Source organism: Robiginitalea sp., from assembly GCF_049588695.1.
In the GTDB taxonomy this organism is placed as follows: Bacteria; Bacteroidota; Bacteroidia; order Flavobacteriales; family Flavobacteriaceae; genus Robiginitalea.
This window is the reverse complement of sequence record NZ_JBAVZJ010000054.1, coordinates 1-19,255: the sequence shown is the minus strand read 5'-3', so window position 1 is coordinate 19,255 and position 19,255 is coordinate 1. Positions and strand designations below refer to the sequence as shown.

At 50.0% G+C, this 19,255-nt stretch carries 15 protein-coding genes and 1 pseudogene; 9 read left to right on the top strand and 7 right to left on the bottom strand.

Going from position 1 to position 19,255, the window contains the following annotated elements:
* The 5 genes from WBV75_RS01110 to WBV75_RS01090 all read left to right on the top strand — a co-directional run.
* On the top strand, positions 1-1,194 hold a 1,194-nt coding region (locus WBV75_RS01110; protein WP_424118821.1), incomplete at its 5' end, for a hypothetical protein.
* Between the two features lie 2 nt (positions 1,195-1,196).
* Positions 1,197-1,799, top strand: coding sequence for an LPS export ABC transporter periplasmic protein LptC (gene lptC, locus WBV75_RS01105; protein ID WP_424118820.1), 603 nt, complete (start codon positions 1,197-1,199; stop codon positions 1,797-1,799).
* Complete coding sequence (locus tag WBV75_RS01100; protein WP_424118819.1) at positions 1,796-1,999, top strand: hypothetical protein; 204 nt, start codon at positions 1,796-1,798, stop codon at positions 1,997-1,999. The genes lptC and WBV75_RS01100 overlap by 4 nt, the downstream gene beginning before the upstream one ends.
* A gap of 22 nt (positions 2,000-2,021) precedes the next feature.
* Positions 2,022-3,299 carry a hemolysin family protein gene (locus tag WBV75_RS01095; protein WP_424118818.1) on the top strand — a complete coding sequence of 426 codons (1,278 nt, stop codon included), beginning with the start codon at positions 2,022-2,024 and terminating at the stop codon, positions 3,297-3,299.
* Positions 3,300-3,387: 88 nt separating this feature from the next.
* Entirely contained in the window at positions 3,388-5,508 is a 2,121-nt protein-coding gene (locus WBV75_RS01090; RefSeq protein ID WP_424118817.1) for a peptidylprolyl isomerase, read from the top strand.
* 79 nt (positions 5,509-5,587) lie between these two features.
* On the opposite strand, the gene WBV75_RS01085 is transcribed toward WBV75_RS01090, so the two are convergent.
* Both WBV75_RS01085 and WBV75_RS01080 read right to left on the bottom strand, forming a co-directional pair.
* On the bottom strand, positions 5,588-6,508 hold the full coding sequence (locus WBV75_RS01085) for a GYDIA family GHMP kinase (RefSeq protein WP_424118816.1): 921 nt from the start codon (positions 6,506-6,508) through the stop codon (positions 5,588-5,590).
* Positions 6,505-7,827: a hydroxymethylglutaryl-CoA reductase, degradative gene (locus tag WBV75_RS01080; protein WP_424118815.1), complete on the bottom strand. Its 1,323-nt coding sequence runs from the start codon at positions 7,825-7,827 to the stop codon at positions 6,505-6,507. The genes WBV75_RS01085 and WBV75_RS01080 overlap by 4 nt, the downstream gene beginning before the upstream one ends.
* Before the next feature lie 155 nt (positions 7,828-7,982).
* Here WBV75_RS01080 and WBV75_RS01075 point away from each other — a divergent pair, with 155 nt between their 5' ends.
* Both WBV75_RS01075 and WBV75_RS01070 read left to right on the top strand, forming a co-directional pair.
* Positions 7,983-10,148: a S9 family peptidase gene (locus WBV75_RS01075; RefSeq protein ID WP_424118814.1), complete on the top strand. Its 2,166-nt coding sequence runs from the start codon at positions 7,983-7,985 to the stop codon at positions 10,146-10,148.
* Between the two features lie 13 nt (positions 10,149-10,161).
* Positions 10,162-11,700, top strand: a complete 1,539-nt coding sequence (locus WBV75_RS01070; protein WP_424118813.1) for a peptide MFS transporter — start codon at positions 10,162-10,164, stop codon at positions 11,698-11,700.
* A gap of 60 nt (positions 11,701-11,760) precedes the next feature.
* Here the strand turns inward: WBV75_RS01070 and WBV75_RS01065 are convergent, their stop codons facing one another.
* From WBV75_RS01065 to surE, 5 genes are all read right to left on the bottom strand, one after another.
* The gene (locus WBV75_RS01065) at positions 11,761-13,782 is read right to left on the bottom strand and encodes a ComEC/Rec2 family competence protein (protein WP_424118812.1); all 2,022 of its coding nucleotides are present in this window, start codon (positions 13,780-13,782) and stop codon (positions 11,761-11,763) included.
* Positions 13,783-13,784: 2 nt separating this feature from the next.
* Positions 13,785-14,348 carry a C40 family peptidase gene (locus WBV75_RS01060; protein WP_424118811.1) on the bottom strand — a complete coding sequence of 188 codons (564 nt, stop codon included), beginning with the start codon at positions 14,346-14,348 and terminating at the stop codon, positions 13,785-13,787.
* Positions 14,349-14,429: 81 nt separating this feature from the next.
* Entirely contained in the window at positions 14,430-15,551 is a 1,122-nt protein-coding gene (lpxB, locus tag WBV75_RS01055; RefSeq protein ID WP_424118810.1) for a lipid-A-disaccharide synthase, read from the bottom strand.
* Positions 15,548-15,847 carry a hypothetical protein gene (locus tag WBV75_RS01050; RefSeq protein ID WP_424118809.1) on the bottom strand — a complete coding sequence of 100 codons (300 nt, stop codon included), beginning with the start codon at positions 15,845-15,847 and terminating at the stop codon, positions 15,548-15,550. The genes lpxB and WBV75_RS01050 overlap by 4 nt, the downstream gene beginning before the upstream one ends.
* The gene (gene surE, locus WBV75_RS01045) at positions 15,840-16,619 is read right to left on the bottom strand and encodes a 5'/3'-nucleotidase SurE (RefSeq protein ID WP_424118808.1); all 780 of its coding nucleotides are present in this window, start codon (positions 16,617-16,619) and stop codon (positions 15,840-15,842) included. The genes WBV75_RS01050 and surE overlap by 8 nt, the downstream gene beginning before the upstream one ends.
* A 173-nt stretch (positions 16,620-16,792) precedes the next feature.
* Here surE and WBV75_RS01040 point away from each other — a divergent pair, with 173 nt between their 5' ends.
* The gene (locus WBV75_RS01040) at positions 16,793-18,910 is read left to right on the top strand and encodes a carboxy terminal-processing peptidase (protein WP_424118807.1); all 2,118 of its coding nucleotides are present in this window, start codon (positions 16,793-16,795) and stop codon (positions 18,908-18,910) included.
* 92 nt (positions 18,911-19,002) lie between these two features.
* Positions 19,003-19,255 (top strand): annotated as a pseudogene (locus tag WBV75_RS01035) (DNA/RNA non-specific endonuclease); the annotation flags it as partial.

The following is a 19,255-nucleotide window of genomic DNA, read 5'->3' as shown; positions in this document are numbered from 1 at the left end:
GGCATTAACAAGGCTAATTTCTCCCTTGGCGAAAAAGTCCTGGATTATAAGATTGAGAATTCTACAGGGGCCGAAAAAAAGGCCTATATCGATGAACTCCTCACCCTGCACGATCGCAGCATGGAGTACTTCCCAAAAAACTACACGCTGGCCAGTGTGAACAGCGATAAAGCTTCCTTGCTCTACGACAATAAAATGGCGAGTGATGAGGAGATCTATGCAATGCTCTCCAAGGCTTTTAAAGAAGACCGGGCCAATTTTGACAACCCCAAGGCATTATACCTCTATTTTTCTTCTTTAGTGAATCTTCACGAGGCCGGAAAAAAGGACCTGCAGGAGGTTTTCAACGTCTACGATGATGTTACCGAAAAAATTGACGAGGAAAATGCGAAATACCTGGACCGGATTAACAAGTTGCTGCCTAAGGAAGAAGCCGGAACATTAACTTCCAAAGAAAAGCGCCAACTGAAGTCCTACAGTAGCTACTCGGAGAATTATGGTAAAATTTCAGGGAGTATCGACTCCAAGCTCGGGGCCCTGGCAGACTGCGAAAACCTGATTCCGCTCTATGAGAAGAGTTTTGAAGAAAAGAAAAACGATATAGATTGGGTTAAGCGCGCTGTTGGCCGTATGTTTAATAAGGAGTGTACGGATGATCCGCTCTTCCGCAAGCTTTTTGAAGCCCAGTTGGCTTTGGAGCCTTCAGCAAGTGCATATCTCTATGGGGGAGCCCTTAAAGCTAAAGACGGGGATAGCAAAGGCGCCCTTGCGGATTTTGACAAGGCCGCTGAACTGGAGACAGATCCCAAAAAGAAATCTGACATCCTTTATAAATCGGCTACCGTGGCCCGAAAGTTCAGTAAATCCCAGGCCAGGAGTTATGCCAACAAGGCCGTTGCGGCCAATGCTTCCAACGGGAAAGCCTACTTACTCATTGCCAACCTTTACGCATCCAGTGCCAATGATTGCGGGGAGACTCCTTTTGAGAAAAGGGCTACCTACTGGCTGGCCGCCGAAACAGCCCGTAAGGCCGGACGTGTAGATCCATCCCTCAGGGGCAGAGCCAACCAGGCAGCAGCCAGCTACAGTGCTAAGGCGCCTTCAAAGACCGATATATTCAACTCGGGTATGGCAGGCAAATCTGTGACATTGAAGTGTTGGATCGGAGCCACCGTTAAAGTTCCCAACCTGTAAGGATGACATCTTTTAAATACGATCGTTTAAACATTGCCATGGCACTGACCGTGGCAATGTTTTTTTTATCCTGCCAGGATACCTACGAGCGGGTAGGGGAAGATCGTCCGGCACTGGTATATCCCCAGGGGGAGGCTGAGAATTTCACCCTGACCTATACCGAAACTGAAAAAAACCTGCAGTCGGAGGGGGAGTCCGATTCAAGGGTTATCGCAGTACTCGAAAGCCCCCACACAAAAGATTTTGAGAACCTCATATTTCCCTATCGCACCTTCCCGGAAGGGGTATTGGTGACGTATTACGATGAGGACGGGCAGAAAAGTACCATCCGGGCAGATTACGCCATTGTCTATGCGGAAACAGGCCTTGTCGATTTACAGGGGAACGTGGTGGTGACAACCTACGACGGAAAAATTCTGACAACCCCCCAATTGTATTGGGATCGCAAGACCGAGTGGATTTTTACCCAGGCCCGGTTTACCTTTACCAACCCGGAGGAGGGTACAGAGCTCAATGGGAAGGGAATGGATTTTAACCGGGATTTTACGTATTTTAATGCACACCAAACAGGGGGCGAAATGCTCGTAAAGGAAGAATCGTCATGATAAAAATCCTAAGATATACCGAATACCTCTACCTGGCCGTAGCCGTAGTCTCACTCTATAAAATTGGAGAGCTGTGGAATGTGGATCAGAACCAGGCCTATATCTTCATTTTCTTTGCCGTGGTCTCCGTGGCTATGTTTCTCTTTCGGAGAAACTATCGCAAGCGCTTCGAGAAACGAAAAGATCAGGAGAAACCCTAAGCGAAGCTAGAAGCTACCCATCATGGCTATTATTGTAATCTCCCTGTTGCTTTCTGCCTTTTTTTCAGGTATGGAAATCGCCTTTGTATCGGCCAACCGCATCTATCTGGAAATTGAGAAAAAGCAGGAAGGGGTTTTGGCCCGGGTGCTGACCAAACTCACGGCGAGTCCCTCGAAGTTTATCGCGACCATGCTCATCGGGAATAATATCGCCCTGGTGGTCTACGGCTTGTACATGGGGGATCTGCTCATGGATTGGTTTTACAGTGTATTGCCTTCTGAGAATATACTGGTCCACGTGCTCTTTTCAGACTTTACCCTGCTGACCCAAACCTTTATTTCCACCCTGGTCATCCTGCTTACGGCAGAATTCCTGCCCAAAGTCCTGTTCCAGATTTACTCCAATACCCTGCTGAAAGCCCTGGCTATTCCGGCTTATGTTTTCTATGTGATTTTCTGGCCCATCTCGGCTTTTGTCATTTCCATTTCCGACTTTATTCTGAAAACGTTCTTTAAAACGGATGGCGATGAGGTTCAGCTCGCCTTTTCTAAATTGGAACTGGGGGATTACATCACCGAGCAGATGGAAACCGTGGAGGCCCATGAAGAGGTGGATTCTGAGATACAGATCTTCCAGAATGCCCTTGAGTTTTCGGCTGTAAAGGCCCGGGAAGTTATGGTGCCCCGTACAGAGATTACCGCTGTGGAACTTCATGAAACCCCAAAGAACCTCACCAAACTCTTTACCCAGACCGGGTATTCCAAAATATTGATTTACAAGGATACCATAGACAGTATTATCGGCTATGCGCATTCCTACGAACTCTTTAAAAAACCAAAAACCCTCAAAAGTATCCTTCTGCCGGTGGAGTTTGTCCCCGAAACGATGCTGATCCAGAATATCCTCAACGTGCTTACCAAAAAGCGCAAGAGTATGGCGGTCGTCCTGGACGAATACGGAGGCACCTCGGGAATCCTGACTGTGGAAGACATCATCGAGGAATTGTTCGGGGAAATTGAAGATGAACACGACAGTACCGATCTGGATGAGGAGCAGCTCTCGGAAACCACCTTTAAGTTTTCCGCCCGCCTGGAGGTCGATTACCTCAATGAGCAGTACCGCCTGGATTTACCGGAAAGCGACGAATACGGGACGCTGGGGGGTATGATCGTCAATGAAACGGGGGAAATCCCGGACAAGGACTCGGAAATTCGAATAGGGAAATTCCTCTTCCGCATTCTCGAGGTCTCCAATACGAAGATCGATCTGGTAACGTTGGAAATCCTGGAAACGGATTAGCGGCAGCCCCCTTTAATACCCCCTGATTTTTCCTTTTATTATTGGGTAGAAAATGGTATTTTCGCCCACTGATTTAAAGACCTTTAACATGGCGATTTTAGAAAAAATTCGAAAGCGCACCACGGTGTTGATACTCATCATCGGTTTGGCGCTTTTTGCATTTGTGATATCCGGGATATTTACAGGCCCCGGATTGGGTGGGACAAAGGTAGGCTCTGCCGTAGGTGAAGTCAATGGAGAAGCTATTTCCATAGATGAATTCCGTCAGAAAATGGAATTTGCCTCCGGGCAGTTTGGCGATCAGGCCACGTCCACTCAAATTGTAAATACGGTATGGGACCGGGAGATTCGCAGCACCGTTTTAAAGCAGCAATTCGAGGAACTCGGGCTAGATATTGAGCAGGATCAGATCATGGAGCTTATCCGGAACAATCCAAGCTTCACCCAAAATCCTCAATTTTTGGATGAAAATGGCTTTTTTGACGAGACTGCTTTTCGGAATTTTATCGCCGATCTGCGGATCAATGCGCCTCAGCAATATAACCTCTGGCTCGAAAACGAGCGGGCCCTGATAGAGTCAGCCAAAGAGCAGCGGTATTTTGACCTTATTGGCGCAGGGGTAGGAGCCACCCTCAAAGAAGGGGAACTGGAATACCATTTGGCGAATGACCGCGTGGACATCCGCTATGTACGGGTGCCTTATAGCAGTATCCCGGACAGCACCGTGAATATTTCCAAAGAGGAAATTGCGGCCTATATCAAAGAGCACGAGGACGATTTTCAACAGGAGGCCTCAAGGGATATCCGATATGTCTACTTCGAGGAGAAGGCTTCCCAGGCAGACGAGGCGGCTATTGTGACGGCCATGACCGAACTCCTGGGGGATCGGATGGAATACCTCGAGGAATACGATTCCACAGCCACCATCCCCGGATTCAGAAATACCCCGGATGTGGCAGCCTTCCTGGACCGCTATTCCGATACCAAGTACGATACCCTTTACAAGGCCGCTTCAGAATTACCGGCCCAATATGCAGACACCATCTTTTCGCTAAATTCGGGTGAGGTTTATGGCCCGTACCGGGATGGGAATTATTACAGGGTTACACGGATGATAGATCGAAAGCCTGCCGGATCTGTGAAGGCCAGTCATATCCTGATCACCTGGCAGGGGGCCGAAAGGGCCAATCCCGAAATTACCCGCACCCGGGAAGAGGCAGCTGAAAAGGCAGAGGAATTATTGGAAGAGGCACAAAAGGACGATGTTATTTTTGCAGAGCTGGCACGGGATAATTCTGACGGACCTTCCGGGCCCCGCGGTGGAGATCTCGGGTATTTCGAGGAGGGTATCATGACGCCCAAATTCAATGACTTTGCCTTTGGAAACCCTGTGGGAACCATTGGGCTGGTAGAAACAGAATTTGGATACCATATCGTCAGGGTGGACGATAAGCGCGATATGGTACGTATTGCCAATTTCTCCAGGATGATTGAACCCTCTGAGGAGACAGTTAACACTCTTTTTACGGAGGCGACCACTTTTGAAATGGCGGTTACCGATGACAAAAAAGGATATGCTGAAAAAGCAGCAGAAAATAACTACCAGGTACGCCCGGTGAATAAGCTCAAGGCTATGGACGAGAATCTGCCCGGGCTTGGAGCTCAGCGACGCATCGTTCAATGGGCCTTTAACGAAGAGACCGCTGTTGGGGATGTACGCCGATTTGATCTGAACAACGGGTATGCTATTGCACAGCTAACGGCTACACATCGGGAAGGCCTGATGCCTGTAGAAGACGCTTCTGTACAGGTGTTGCCCATTTTGAGGAAGCAACGTAAAGCGGAACAAATCATCAGTGGGAACCAGGGAAAAAGCATGGAGGAGATAGCCAGTGCCAACGGGGTATCGGTAGCCAGTGCCAGCGCCCTGAACGCCAAAAGCCCCACCATTGCGGGTGCCGGTCGCGAGCCTATGGTCGTCGGTACGGCGGTTATCATGGATGCCGGGAAAACCTCGAACCTTATCGAGGGGGAAAGCGGGGTTTTTAAATTTGAGGTAACGGCCAAAGAAGAGGCTCCGACTATGGAGAACTATGCCCCCTATGCCCTGAATCTTCAAAACGGATTGCGCGGCCGGGTATCTTCAGAGGTATATAATGCCCTGAAAGAAAAGGCAGAAATAGAAGATAATCGTTCGGTTTTTTATTGATAACCGATTGAATAATACTTTAAGAACCCTGCAGGAGGCTCCTTTTTGCAGGGTTCTTTGCTTTTTGGAGGCTCCTGCTTTAGAGTATAAACTCCGGATAAGGGCGAATGACAGAATAGCCTTTTTCCCGGAAGTAGTGCTGGTCTTCAGCGCTCCCGGTGGCCAAAATGAAATCGCCTCCCCAGGCCCCCAGGCTTTTGACACTTCCCGGATAATCGGGGAATAACCGTTTTTTAATGGGTTCCATCCCCAGGATTTCACCCAACAATGTCTCATGGGCAACCAGGGCATGGCGGAAGGTATTTAAATCAGGGGCATTCGCCAGCTGAAGGGAAAAACCGGAGATCGTTTTGAGTACTTCGGCCGATGGTGCCGGTCGTTCCCTGTACCGGGCGATACCTTCCCGACTGTCTTGTTTTTGATTCAGATAGACAAAGAAGAGTTCCCCGGCAAACACCGGATCAAAGGATACAGGCTGCACCCAGGGAGACTTATCCCCTCCGAGTGTATATAAAAAAGGGCCGTTGCTTTGGGCTGCAGCGATATCGTATCCACTCCCTCCCAGGGTCGCGGACAGTAAATCATAGGGGTCGGTTTCGGCCCACAATGCCAGGTTTGAAATCAGGGTGGAAGAAGACCCCAGGCCCCATTCCCTTGGGAACTCCAGTTGTGTTACCACTCGGGTGCCTATAAGTCTTTTCGCGAATTCGGGATTCAGGTTTACGGCAGCCCTCAATATATATAGGAGCCTTTCCCGAATTCCGGGGGGAAAGGTGGTAAGGGTTGTCGCATGGGTAAAGTCATCCTCCTGGAACCGGGTTTTAAACCAGGCGGAGCCGTCCGGGTTTTGACTTTCCCATTCCATTCCGTCGGTCCCCGATGCTTCAACGTGCAGCCATTGCCCCAATCGGGTGGGAACAGCCAGTGCGGCCGCCCCGTCGAGTACAGCGTACTCTCCGGAAAGCAGCAGTTTCCCGTGACTGTAAAAAGATTGTTTCATTTCAGTGCCCGGTTGGCCTCCAGGGCTTTTACCACGGCATTATGGGTAACCGTATGGGTTTTAAAATGATCGATTAGAGTTTCTTTCTCCTGTCGGGTGGCGGAGAGCTGGTTCAGTATGTTGAGCAGGTGCATTTTCATATGACCTCTTTGAATGCCCACGGTCACCAGTGAGCGCAGGGCGGCAAAATTCTGAGCGAGGCCCGCCACGGCAACAATCTGCATGAGCTCGGGGGCACTGGGTTTTTGGAGGATTTCATGGGCCACCCGCACCAGGGGGTGCAGCCCGGTAAGACCGCCGACCGTACCCAGGGCGAGCGGGATATCCATCCAAAACCGGAAAATGCCGTCTGAAACTTCTGCCTGGCTCAGACTTCGGTACCGGCCCGATCTCGAAGCGTAAGCGTGAACCCCGGCTTCGATGGCCCTGAAGTCATTTCCGGTAGCTAAAACCACCGCATCGACTCCATTCATAATCCCTTTATTGTGCGTAACGGCCCGGTAGGGTTCACTATTGGCCACTGCCACGGCCTGAACCATTTTGCGGGCAAAATCTGCCCCTGAAATCCCGGATTCAGCCTCCAGGTCGGCGACCGGACAAGAGACTTCAGCCCGGACTAAGCAGTTCGGAACATAATTGGAGAGGATACTCATCAGGACTTCTATGGGAGGATCCAATTCGGCAAAAGGCGCAAACTTCCCGGCTTCCCGAACCAGGGTGGCTGCAAATTGTTCCAGACAGGAATTGATAAAATTAGCTCCCATGGCATCCAGGGTTTCAAAAGCGCAATGCAGCTGATAATACCCCTTGATGTCAGTTGTCTTATCCCGAAGTTCAATACTTCGGATCCCCCCGCCCCGCTTTTCCATATTTGCGGTCAAACCCTGGGCATCTGCCCTGAAAACGGGTTGAATCCCTTCTACAAATTCGATCAATTGACCGGGATCTCCGAAATAGAGGAAGTGTACCTGTCCTATTTTCTCAGTCCCCAGTACCTCGGCCCTGAACCCACCCCTTTCTAACCAGAACTTCGCAGCCTTACTCGCAGCTGCGACAACGGAACTCTCCTCAATGGCCATGGGGATGGCATAGAGCTTCCCGTTAATCCGGAAATTTGGGGCTACCCCAAGGGGGAGGTAGAAATTGGTAAGGGTATTTTCGATGAATTCATCGTGCAATTGCTGCAACTGCTTATCCGAATTCCAATACTGTTCCAGTAGTGCTACTGTAGCCTCCGGGTTTGCAGTATACCGGTGGGCAATCCAGTCTATTTTTTCCTCCTTCGAAAGTTTGGAAAACCCTTCTACAGGTTGGTCCATCAATGCGGTTTTATGGCCTCAAAGATAGGGATTCAAAGACAATTCCGGGGCCCGCTTAAATAGGGCAGGCGGAATCAATAAAAAGCAGCTGCCTTGGTGTTTTCTGATAAAATATTCATAAACTTGGGAGATTTAAACCCCATTTTTAAAGATATATGAAAAAGAGCTTCGGGATTTTAGTACTCCTGCTAATCTTCGGGCAGGTAATTTCAGCCCAGCAAAAGAAAATAACACTAGAGGATATTTGGGGCGGCAGTTTTTCTACAGAGCGCCTGGAGGTGCTTCGTTCCATGAAAGACGGCCAGCACTATACCATCCTTAATATCGATCGCCAGGCTAAGGTGAGCAGCATCGATAAGTACGAATACAAGACACAGGAAAAAGTCGCTACACTCCTGAAATCCGATGTCGCCAATGGCATCCCTTTCTTTACGTCATACAGTTTTAGCGGGGATGAGTCAAGGGTGCTGCTGGCTACGGCGGTAGAGCCTGTTTACAGGTGGTCCCGCCTGGGTATCTATTTTGTCTACGACCTTGAGAGCAATACGATTTTCCCGATTTCCGAGAGTAAAATCCAGGAGCCTATGCTTTCGCCCAAAGGGGATCAGGTAGCCTATGTGTACCAAAATAACCTCTATGTCCTCGACCTGGCCTCGGGAAGCCGGAAGCAAATTACCGATGATGGCACACCGAACGCCATTATTAACGGCGTCACAGATTGGGTGTATGAGGAAGAATTTGGTTTTGTAAGGGCTTTCGACTGGAATTCCACGGGAGATAAGATTGCCTACCTCCGTTTTGACGAGCGTGAGGTACCGGAGTTCTCTATGGATGTTTACGGGCAGGGACTCTATCCAAAACCCCATGAATTTAAGTATCCCAAGGCCGGGGAGGCCAACGCGGAGGTAAGCCTTTATATTTATGATTTGCCCTCGGGTAGTGCCCGCGAGGTATCCCTGGGCAACCCTCACTATATTCCGCGTATGAAATGGATGAACCATCCGGACCATCTCAGTGTACAAACCCTGAATCGCCATCAGGATAAACTGGTCCTGCACCAGGTGGAGGCCTCTACCCTCGAGGTGACCCCACTGCTGGAAGAAACCGATGCGGCTTATGTAGATGTTACTGATGATTTGACTTTCCTGCCCGATGATCGCTTTATATGGACCAGCGAAAAAGACGGGTACAACCATATCTATTTGTACGATCCGGAGCGCGGCAGGGAGCAGCAACTCACTTCCGGACCCTGGGAGGTCACCTCGTATTATGGGTATGATGAGAAGCGTGGCCGGGTGTTTTACCAGTCTACTGAACAAGGTTCCATCAATCGCGATGTCTACAGTATTTCTGATAAAGGGAAGGGAAAGCGCAGGTTGAGTTCGGGAAATGGCACCAATCGTGCCGCTTTCAGCAGTGATTTCACGTATTTTATCAACACTTTCAGCAATGTGGAAACCCCTCCGGTCTTCACCCTGCACAAAGCTTCAGACGGGGCTTTGGTTGAGGAACTCAAACACAACCGGGAACTGCTCAGCCGTGTTGGAAAATACGAAATGGCCCCCAAGGAATTCAGTACGCTTCCCATTAACGGGAACGACCTGAATATGTGGATGATCAAACCTGCGGATTTCGATCCCTCTAAGAAATATCCCCTGCTGATGTTCCAATACAGCGGACCGGGCTCCCAGCAAGTGGCAAACCGCTGGCATGGATCCAACGACTATTGGCATCAGATGCTTGCCTCCGAAGGGTATATCGTCGCCTGTGTGGACGGACGCGGCACCGGACAGAAGGGGAGGGATTTTAAAAAGGTGACCCAGTTGGAGCTGGGCAAATTCGAAGTGGAAGATCAGATTGCGGCGGCACAGGCACTTAGTGCCCGCCCCTATATCGATGAACAGCGCACAGGGATCTGGGGTTGGAGTTACGGGGGCTTTATGTCTTCGAATTGTATTTTAAAGGGAAATGACGTGTTTGAAATGGCCATAGCGGTTGCCCCGGTGACCAGCTGGAGGTTTTACGACACCATCTATACAGAGCGTTATATGCAAACACCCCAAGAGAATCCCGGGGGTTACGATGAGAATTCCCCTTTGAATTTTGCGGACCAATTAAAGGGGGATTTCCTGTTGGTTCACGGGGCTGCAGACGATAATGTGCACGTGCAGAATTCCATGCGGCTCATCGAGGCGCTGGTACAGGCGAACAAGCCGTTTGAATGGGCCATATACCCAGACCGAAACCACGGCATTTACGGCGGGAATACCCGTCTGCACCTCTACAATAAAATGACCCAATTTGTGCTGAATAACCTGTAAACAAACCAAACCGATGAAAACGACCACGGAAATCGATCCAATAGAACCACAACAGTTGTTCGGACACCCTAAAGGATTGTTCTACCTGTTTTTTGCCGAACTCTGGGAGCGATTCAGTTTCTATGGAATGCGGGCCCTGCTCACCCTCTATATGGTCAACGTTATCTTCGAGGCGTTGGCAGAGCGGGATTATGCCGCGGCGGCAGTCTATTCGAGTTATGGATCCCTGGTCTATGCCTCTACGGTGGTCGGGGGTAAGATTTCGGACACCATCCTGGGAATGCGGCGGTCTATCCTCCTGGGGGGTATCCTAATGGCCCTGGGGCATTTTGTACTGGCCATAGAAAACAACACTGCCTTTTACCTGGCGCTGGCCCTTATCGTGGTCGGGAACGGTTTTTTTAAACCGAATATTTCGACCTTTGTGGGCTCTTTATACAAAGAAGGGGATCTTCGAAAAGACTCGGGTTTTGTAATTTTTTATATGGGTATCAATATCGGTGCCTTTGTATCCCCCCTCTTATGTGGATGGCTCGGGAGGGAATACGGCTGGCACTATGGTTTCGGCCTGGCGGGCATAGGAATGCTCACGGGACTGCTCTTTTTCTGGAGCGGGATCCGAAATAATGTTTTTGGCGATCGGGGAAGGGCGCCTAGTGAGGCGGTACTGGCCAAGCGATTTATAGGAGTGCCTCAAAAAACTATGATTCCACTCCTTGCGTTTCTTTTTGTGCCTGTAATCGCCTTGTTATTATCCTCTTACAAACCCTTGAGCCCTGAAGGGGGCTTCTTTGACGATCAGAATATTGTCAATATTATCTTTAAGCTCATTGGTATTTCTGTGCTGGGTTATCTGGGGTATATCATTTTCAAAGCCACCCCGGATGAGCGGAAAAAGCTTATCATGGCTGTTCTGATCACGCTTTTTATGACGGTTTTCTGGGGGTTCCATGAACTGTCTGGAAGTGTAATCACCCTGTTTGCAGACCGGAATGTAAATCTTGAATGGATTGATGCGGCCCAGTCCAACGCTATCAACCCTGTCTTTATTATCCTGCTATCTATCCCCGTGTCACTCTTGTTTACGTGGCTATCCAAAAGGAATCTCAATCCCCGGACACCCTATAAGTTTGGCCTGGGCCTGGCCTTTGCGGGAATCAGTTTTTATATTCTCGCCCTGAGCGGCGGCAGTGCTGATGAGAATGGGATGGTACCCTTTTCCTACCTGCTGATCATGTATTTCTTCCTTTCTGTGGGGGAACTCTTTATGTCGCCCGTGGGACTTTCAAAAATAACAGACCTCTCCCCTAAACGCATTGTGGCCTTTATGATGGGAGTGTGGTTTCTCTCCTCGGCCTTTGCCTTTCAGATCGTTGGTTTTATCGGGAAACAACTCGCCATTGAGAGTGACAACCCCGATGTACGCGGTTTTGAGACCCTTGACGTATACACAGGAGGTTTTGAACTGATTGCCCAGTACGCCCTGGCAGCCGGTATTATTGTTCTGGTCACAGCCCCCCTGATGAAGCGACTGATGGGCAACGTACACTAAACGTACTCTCGGGGTAGACGCACACCTGTAACCCCGGATAAAAAACAGGGGGTTTGGTGGCTATTCCCGGGGAACCTCAATCTCATAAGCTCCCCCAAAGGCTGTGGCGTGGAAGGGTATTCCTTTTTCGGCACAGCTTTTTTTCCAGCGTGTCAGATCGCTCGTATAGTTGCTGCCGTCCGCAATCACCACCGCAGGCTTCAAAACCTGCAGTACCCTGCCCAAATGTACCCGGGGCGAACCGCTGAGCAGCAGGTAATCCGGTTGGGATTCCACCGGGGAATACAGGCCACTGCGATCCAGCACTCTTAAAGTCGTGTTACCCAGGGTGTAAATGGGAGCGATCGGGCCGTATTCCGTGTGACGGATCCCCCAGTGATTTTGCGCATCACGTATGAGACGGGCACCTTTTTCAGAGTCGGTGAAGGCCACCTTTAAAAGAGATCCCTCTCGTATCCACACCATGGTATGTGCCACCTGGTGGGGGATGACCCAACTTTGCTTTTGGAAGCTTTTGGCATTGCGGTATACCCTTGTGCCCTGGAAGAGTAACAAAAGGACGACAATTCCATATAGGACTTGACGGCGTCTCGTTTTGAGGTAGATGCCTACGAGAAATAGAGCCAGAACACTGAGGATACATTCAAACCCTGTCATCGAAATACCCTTGAGAAAGAATACATCCTGCCCTGCCGCCCAGTGCACATAGCGGTTCATGCCCCCCAGTAATCCATTGAGAAGGTCAGCCGCGGCCCGGGGCAATTCTATGAGCAGTTCAAGGGACATGCAGGCCAGGCCGGTGACGAGCAATACCCCAAGACCTGGCAGCAAAACGAGGTTGGAGAGCAAAAATAGTCCAGGAAATTGATGGAAATAGTAAAGGGTGAAAGGCAGGGTTCCCACCTGGGCGGCAAGGCTTACCGCAAGGAGTTTCCCCAGGGGATTTCCAACCCATTTGTCGAACGCCAGATACCGGATGAGAAAGGGGTAAAACACCACAATACCGGCTACCGCGGCAAAGCTGAGTTGGAATCCCACCTGCAACAACCAGTTCGGGTCGATAGCCACCAGCATAAATACCCAGCACAGCCCCAGAAAATGAAGGGTTTGAGCGGACCTTTCCAGATAAATGGCCAGGGCCACAAAGCTGTAGAGCAATACGGCCCGCACGACGGAAGGGCTGAAACCGGCTATAAGGGCATACCCCCAAAGCAGGGTAAGCCCAATTACAGTCTGCAGGCCTTTTCCGCAGGGCAGGTGGCGTAGGGGAGCGAGGAAGGCAAAAAGAAAGGTCGCCAGAATACCCACATGCAGGCCGGAAATCGCCAGGATGTGCAGGATTCCTGCCCGTGTATAGGCCAGGTGCAATTCCGGGTCTATAGTCTTGCGATCCCCGAGCAAAAGCGCCCGGGCTATTTGTGTTTCCTGTTTTCCCAGGCCGAGGTTATTTAATGCGCGGTGTAATTTGCGTCTCAGGCCCAAAAGGGGTTTTGCCCCCAGGGCAGGGGGTGGGGGCTTCAGAAGACAGTTCGCTGAGGTGAGTTTTACCCTGCCGTAAATCCCCTGGGTTCTCAGGTATTTTCCATAGTCAAAACCTCCGGGGTTCTTCGGTGGCGGCACGGGTTGGGGGAGGACTGGGGTCAGTATCAGCTGCCCGGGAAGCAGCGGACCCCGTGTACTGTCTTTGCGCATGTCAACCAGCACTTTCCCCCGGGTTTTCAGGCTATTGACCCTGAGAATTTCCCCTGTATACTTTTCGGAAAAGGAAGTGGATTTTAAAGATTCGAGCACGCGAATTTCAAGGGACCCTACTTCCGGATGCATGTGATTGAGATAGTGATCGGGCTGATTCTCAGGGAGGGCAGCTGCCATACTCCACATACCGATTCCTGCAATAGCCAGCCCCGCCATGACCCAGAAGCCCTTCCGGAAGATGTTTTGAAGGGTACATGCAATACATACTAAGAAAAATGCGCTAAGGGATATGCAGGGCAGGAGATCGGGCCTGAGCCAGGCCCCGATCCAGACCCCCAGGGCGAGCATTCCCGCCAGGTAGAAGGAAGCTGCAGAATGGGATGACATGGTTAAAACAGTCGGGTAGCTTTTACAAAAGCGTGATTCCAGTAACCTTCCCGAAGGGAGGATACGATGACGCCCCTGGAGGTGGTGGAATGAATGAATTTCACTTCCTCGTCCTCCACGTCAACCACCAGGCCTACATGGTTGATTTTGGTTCTGCCCCTGCGGGTTTTAAAAAACAGGAGATCTCCTTTCTGCACCTTGTTCACTTTGATTTTTTTACCTTCTTCCGAGAGCATATGCGAAGTTCGGGGAAGGGCGATATCGTTTTTCAGAAAAGAGGTGTAAAGCAGGCCTGAACAGTCCATGCCTTTTCGGGTGGTGCCCCCGTATTTGTAGCGAACCCCGGTAAAGGTGAGCGCTGTTTCCACCACGGCATCCACCGGGGTCTCCGCTGTTGGCTCCTCCATTTTGGTTACAGGCGCGGCCTCATCCAATTCAGCTGCCTCCTCCGAGGGGCCTCCCGCCACATGAACCCGCCGTTCCTCCGAATAACTCGTATTCTTTTTGACAACCCCACATCGGGCCAGAAAGGCACAGCAAACCAGTAAAAGGAGGCGTTTATGCATGGATTTCAGAAGCTTTTGGGCAAGGCTAAGTTAGGAATTTCACTAAAATTTAATCGCTGAATCAATGTTATAGCGGTAAAACTAATGATCCAAAGTGAAATCCACTATCAGTTTCGCAGCCTTATCACTGGCTCCCGGACCCCCGAGTTTAATACGTAAATCCGCGCAGGCCTTTAATTGTGTTTCCCGTCCCGGGCCTGAAAGTATTTTATCCAATTCGTCAGCCAGATGCTCCGTAGTGAGGTCCTCCTGAATAAGTTCGGTTACCACCTGGCGGTCCATAATCAGGTTGACCAGCGAAATGTATTTCAGGGTGATCAGGCGTTTGGCAATCTGGTAGGAAATCCAGTTGCCTTTATAGCAAACCACCTGGGGAACCCCCAAAAGGGCGGTTTCCAGAGTTGCCGTACCACTGGTTACCAAAGCCGCGGTAGCTGAATTCAGCAGGGGGTAGGTCTGGTTGACCACCAGGGCGGCAGGGTGCTTCTTAAGAAAGGGGTCATAAAATTCAACAGGGGTGCTCGGGGCGCCGGCAATGACAAATTGATAATCGGGATAACGGGGCGTCAGCGAGAGCATAACGGGCAGCATTTTACCTATTTCCTGGGGACGGCTGCCGGGTAGAAGGGCGATAATGGGCTTCTGGGGGTCCAGCTGGTTTTCAGCCCTGAAAGTCTCTGAATTTGTTTCGGGCCTTTGCTTCAGGGCGTCTATAAGTGGATGTCCCACAAAATGTACGGGCATATGATGTTTCCTTTCATAGAAATCCTTTTCGAAAGGAAGGATGACGTACATCTGGTCTATGTCCCTTTTAATTTTTTTCACCCGCCCCTCCCGGGATGCCCAAACCTGGGGGGAGATGTAATAATGGGTGCGTAACCCGTTTTTCCTGGCCCATTCGGCGATCCGCAGGTTAAATCCCGAGAAGTCGATAAAAATAAGGGCATCCGGGGCGAAGGCTGCAATGTCTTTTTTACAAAAGGAAAGATTCTGGAAAATCTTCGGGAGGTTTGCCAGGACTTCCAGAAAACCCATAAAAGACATTTCCTTATAGTGGCGGACCAGGTCCCCCCCGGCGGCCTGCATGCGATCCCCGCCCCAGCATCGGACCACCGCGTCAGGATCCTGCCTGAAAATAGCCCGGATCAGGTTCGAACCGTGGAGATCACCCGAGGCCTCTCCGGAAATAAGATAGTATTTCACCCGGCAAATATTTTGTAGTAGAGGATCACCATGGCCGTGAGGACCGTTGCCAGGAGGACGCCCCGGGCACGCTCATCGCGTCGTATTTTAAGGAAGCCAAAAAAAGCGACCAGATTAAGCACGGCCCCAAGGGCCAGCAGACTTCCCACTTGTTCAGCTTCCACAGCGGCCTTCAGGCTCTCGGCAACACCGAGGTCTGAAAACATGAGGATATAGAGCAATACCCCTATCGTATTGGCAATGATACCCACCATAAATCCGATGGCCATTTCCCTGTACTTATACTTTCTATTCATTGAGCGTCCAATTGTTGAGGTCCTGTATGGCGTGATGTGCAGTGAGGTCAAACATGGTGGGTACCACACTTATATATCCCTGGCTCAGGGCCCAGTGGTCTGTATCCTTTCCATTGTCGAGCAATTCAAATTCCCCGGTGAGCCAATAGTATTCCTGGCCTCCCGGGCTCATGCGTTTATCAAATTTTTCTTTCCAGTTGGCCCGTGCCTGCCGGCAGATACGGATACCGTTAACCGGTTCTCCTTTAGTACGTGGAATATTGACGTTAAGCACAACTCCCGGGGGTATGCCCTGCTCCAGGGCCTCCCGCGTAATTTTCAGGATGGCCTCCCTGCCAGGCGAGAAGTCGGCCTCCCAGGAATAGTCGCAAAGTGAGAACCCTATAGCCGGTATTCCTTCGATTCCCGCTTCGATGGCAGCACTCATGGTCCCGGAATAGATCACATTGATCGAGGCATTGGAACCATGGTTGATTCCACTCACGCACAGATCTGGTCTTCTTGGGAGCAGTTCCTGAAGGGCCAGTTTTACACAGTCGGCCGGGGTTCCACTGCAGCTGTATTCCTCAGGGGCCCCATGCTCAGAATCGATAACCACCTTTTTTGAATACAAAGTGCTGTCAATGGTAATAGCGTGTCCCATACCCGATTGCGGACTGTCCGGAGCCACCACGACAACATCGCCCAGCTCCTTCATAAACCGGATCAGTGTACGCAGTCCGGGAGCGGTAATTCCGTCGTCATTTGTGATGAGAATAAGAGGTTTGGGCATGGACTATAATTTATGCTGTAAAAATACGTTTTTCATTAGATAGGGCTTCCGGCGGCTCGCATTAACAAAAAATTAATGGCAATCTTCAGGACTGGCATGGTTTTTTCAGTAATTTAGGGAGTTCATTATTGCTATGAAAAGGCTTGTATTCAATGGCCTGAAAAAAAAATTACATGAAAAGGAATTTTGTATTTGCATTTTTGGTCCTACTGATTGCTGTAGCCTCCTGCAGCTTTACCAACCGGTCTTTTGAATCGGATGACAAGGACAAATTATTACTCGACCTGATTACTTATGTTCTGGAGCGCGGGCACTACGAGCCAAAGGATATCAATGATAGCTTTTCCGCCAATGTTTTTGAAGACTTTATAGAGGAGCTGGATCCTACCCGGCGATATTTTCTCGATGAGGATATCCAGGAATTTCAGCAGTACAAATACCAGATCGACGATCAGCTGAAAAACACCGACATTTCCTTTTTTAATATCGTCTACGACCGGTTGATGATCCGTATGGACGAAGCCCGTGAAATCTACAGGGAGGTGCTGAAGACGCCTTTTGATTACTCCAGGGACGAGTTTATCGATGTCGATTATGAAAACGTCGGATATGCGACTGACAGGGGTGAACTCTCCGATCGCTGGAGAAAGCAACTCAAATATGCCACAATTGGGGCGTACGATGCCAAACTGACACTGGCCGATGGGGATGAGGGGGCAGAGTCAAGTCCTGAAGAGGCTGAATTGTCGGCCCGGGAAAACACCCTGGAAACCCTTGAAGATTATTTTGAATTTATAGACGAACTGGAACGCAAAGACTGGTTTGTTCAATACATCAATACGATTGTTGAAGAATTTGACCCGCACACCCTCTACTTCCCCCCGGAAGAGAAAGAGCAATTTGACGTGCGAATGTCAGGCCGGTTCGAAGGTATTGGGGCCAGGCTGCAAAAGCAGTCGGAAGGCGCTAAAATTGTAGAGATCATTTCAGGTGGCCCGGTATGGCGGGATCAACGTCTGGATGTGGGGGATGAAATCCTCAAAGTCGGACAGGAAGGGGAATCCCCGGTTAATATTGTAGGGATGCGCCTTTCGGATGCCATTAAGCTGATCAAGGGCCCCAAGGGTACTGTAGTGGACCTCACCGTGCGCAAAGTAGATGGTACGGTAGAGGTAGTATCTCTGACCCGTGATGTTGTAGAGCTCGAGGAGTCCTTCGCAAAATCCGCTATGATCATTAAGGAGGACCAGAAATATGGCCTGATAAACCTGCCACAGTTTTATGTGAATTTTGAAGACTACAATGAGCGGAATGCAGCCTCAGATGTAGCAAAAGAAATTGAAAGACTCAAGGAGGAAGGTATTCAGGGACTGGTGCTTGATCTGCGTGACAACGGCGGGGGCTCCCTGAAAACGGTAGTCGATATGGCCGGCTTGTTTATTGAAGACGGCCCTATAGTCCAGGTGCGGTCTTCTGCCAAGGATAAAGAAATTTACGAGGATAAGGATGAGCGTATCCAGTGGGATGGACCCCTGGTCATCCTGGTCAATGAGCTTTCCGCTTCTGCTTCTGAAATATTAGCGGCCGCCATGCAGGATTACAAACGCGCCGTAGTAATCGGCAGTAAGCAAACTTTTGGCAAGGGTACGGTTCAAAACCTGATTCCCCTTGAGAGTATTGTCCGGAGTAATGAATATGGGGACCTGGGGGCTATTAAACTCACCACTCAAAAATTCTACCGGATCAACGGAGGTTCTACCCAATTAAAAGGGGTGGAGAGCGATGTTGTGGTACCCGACCGCTATAGCTATATAGACCTGGGGGAACGCGACCAGCGCAACCCTTTGCAATGGGATAAGATCAGCCCTGCGAAGTACAAGGCCTGGGAGGGATATATCGATTATGAGGCGACCATTCAACAGAGTACTGCACGAATGAAAAATCACCCTCAAATTGCCCTGATTGAGGAAAACGCTCAATGGCTCAAAGAGCAACAGGATGAATCTATGGTGCCCCTGAATTACGATGGATATCTGGAACGCGAACGCGAGAATAAGGAGAAATCGCAGTACTTCAAATCGAAGATGGAATACGATTCCAAATTGAATTTCAGTTCCCTGACCTATGAACGTGAATTGTTTACCCAGGATTCTGTTTTAAGGGAAAAACGAAACCGCTGGCACAAGAATTTGGCCAAAGATGTCTATGTGGAAGAGGCTGTCAATGTCCTGGAAGACCTGAAGGTCAATAACTTTAAAAAGGGAAAATTAGCCAGCCGGGTGCAGGGCTAATTCCGGGTGATCGGGCAGTGCAAATTTTCTGAACAGTCACCGTTTCAGGAATTGAATTTTCCGGAACCCCCGAAATTTTCTAGTTTTCAGGGATGGGAAGAAGTCGGATTTCCAGGCATACATGGACCTATATAATCCTCTTCTGGATTGTGGTCATCGGTTTTTGGTGGCTTGAGAGGCATGTTTTTCAGGATACCTATGAATCCGAATCCGGCACTGCACAGACCATCGGATTTCCCAAAGCGTACATCCCCTCTTTTGAAGGAGGTGAACTCATTATCCACGATCATTTTCAGCTTGCCTACGCTGAGCAATACGAACAGGCGGCATGGGTAGCCTATACCC

Coding starts and splice junctions, on each gene's coding strand:
- lptC (WP_424118820.1), top strand. CDS start 1,197: ATGACATCTTTTAAATACGATCGTTTAAACATTGCCATGGCACTGACC.
- WBV75_RS01100 (WP_424118819.1), top strand. CDS start 1,796: ATGATAAAAATCCTAAGATATACCGAATACCTCTACCTGGCCGTAGCC.
- WBV75_RS01095 (WP_424118818.1), top strand. CDS start 2,022: ATGGCTATTATTGTAATCTCCCTGTTGCTTTCTGCCTTTTTTTCAGGT.
- WBV75_RS01090 (WP_424118817.1), top strand. CDS start 3,388: ATGGCGATTTTAGAAAAAATTCGAAAGCGCACCACGGTGTTGATACTC.
- WBV75_RS01085 (WP_424118816.1), bottom strand. CDS start 6,508: ATGAAACAATCTTTTTACAGTCACGGGAAACTGCTGCTTTCCGGAGAG.
- WBV75_RS01080 (WP_424118815.1), bottom strand. CDS start 7,827: ATGGACCAACCTGTAGAAGGGTTTTCCAAACTTTCGAAGGAGGAAAAA.
- WBV75_RS01075 (WP_424118814.1), top strand. CDS start 7,983: ATGAAAAAGAGCTTCGGGATTTTAGTACTCCTGCTAATCTTCGGGCAG.
- WBV75_RS01070 (WP_424118813.1), top strand. CDS start 10,162: ATGAAAACGACCACGGAAATCGATCCAATAGAACCACAACAGTTGTTC.
- WBV75_RS01065 (WP_424118812.1), bottom strand. CDS start 13,782: ATGTCATCCCATTCTGCAGCTTCCTTCTACCTGGCGGGAATGCTCGCC.
- WBV75_RS01060 (WP_424118811.1), bottom strand. CDS start 14,348: ATGCATAAACGCCTCCTTTTACTGGTTTGCTGTGCCTTTCTGGCCCGA.
- WBV75_RS01050 (WP_424118809.1), bottom strand. CDS start 15,847: ATGAATAGAAAGTATAAGTACAGGGAAATGGCCATCGGATTTATGGTG.
- surE (WP_424118808.1), bottom strand. CDS start 16,619: ATGCCCAAACCTCTTATTCTCATCACAAATGACGACGGAATTACCGCT.
- WBV75_RS01040 (WP_424118807.1), top strand. CDS start 16,793: ATGAAAAGGAATTTTGTATTTGCATTTTTGGTCCTACTGATTGCTGTA.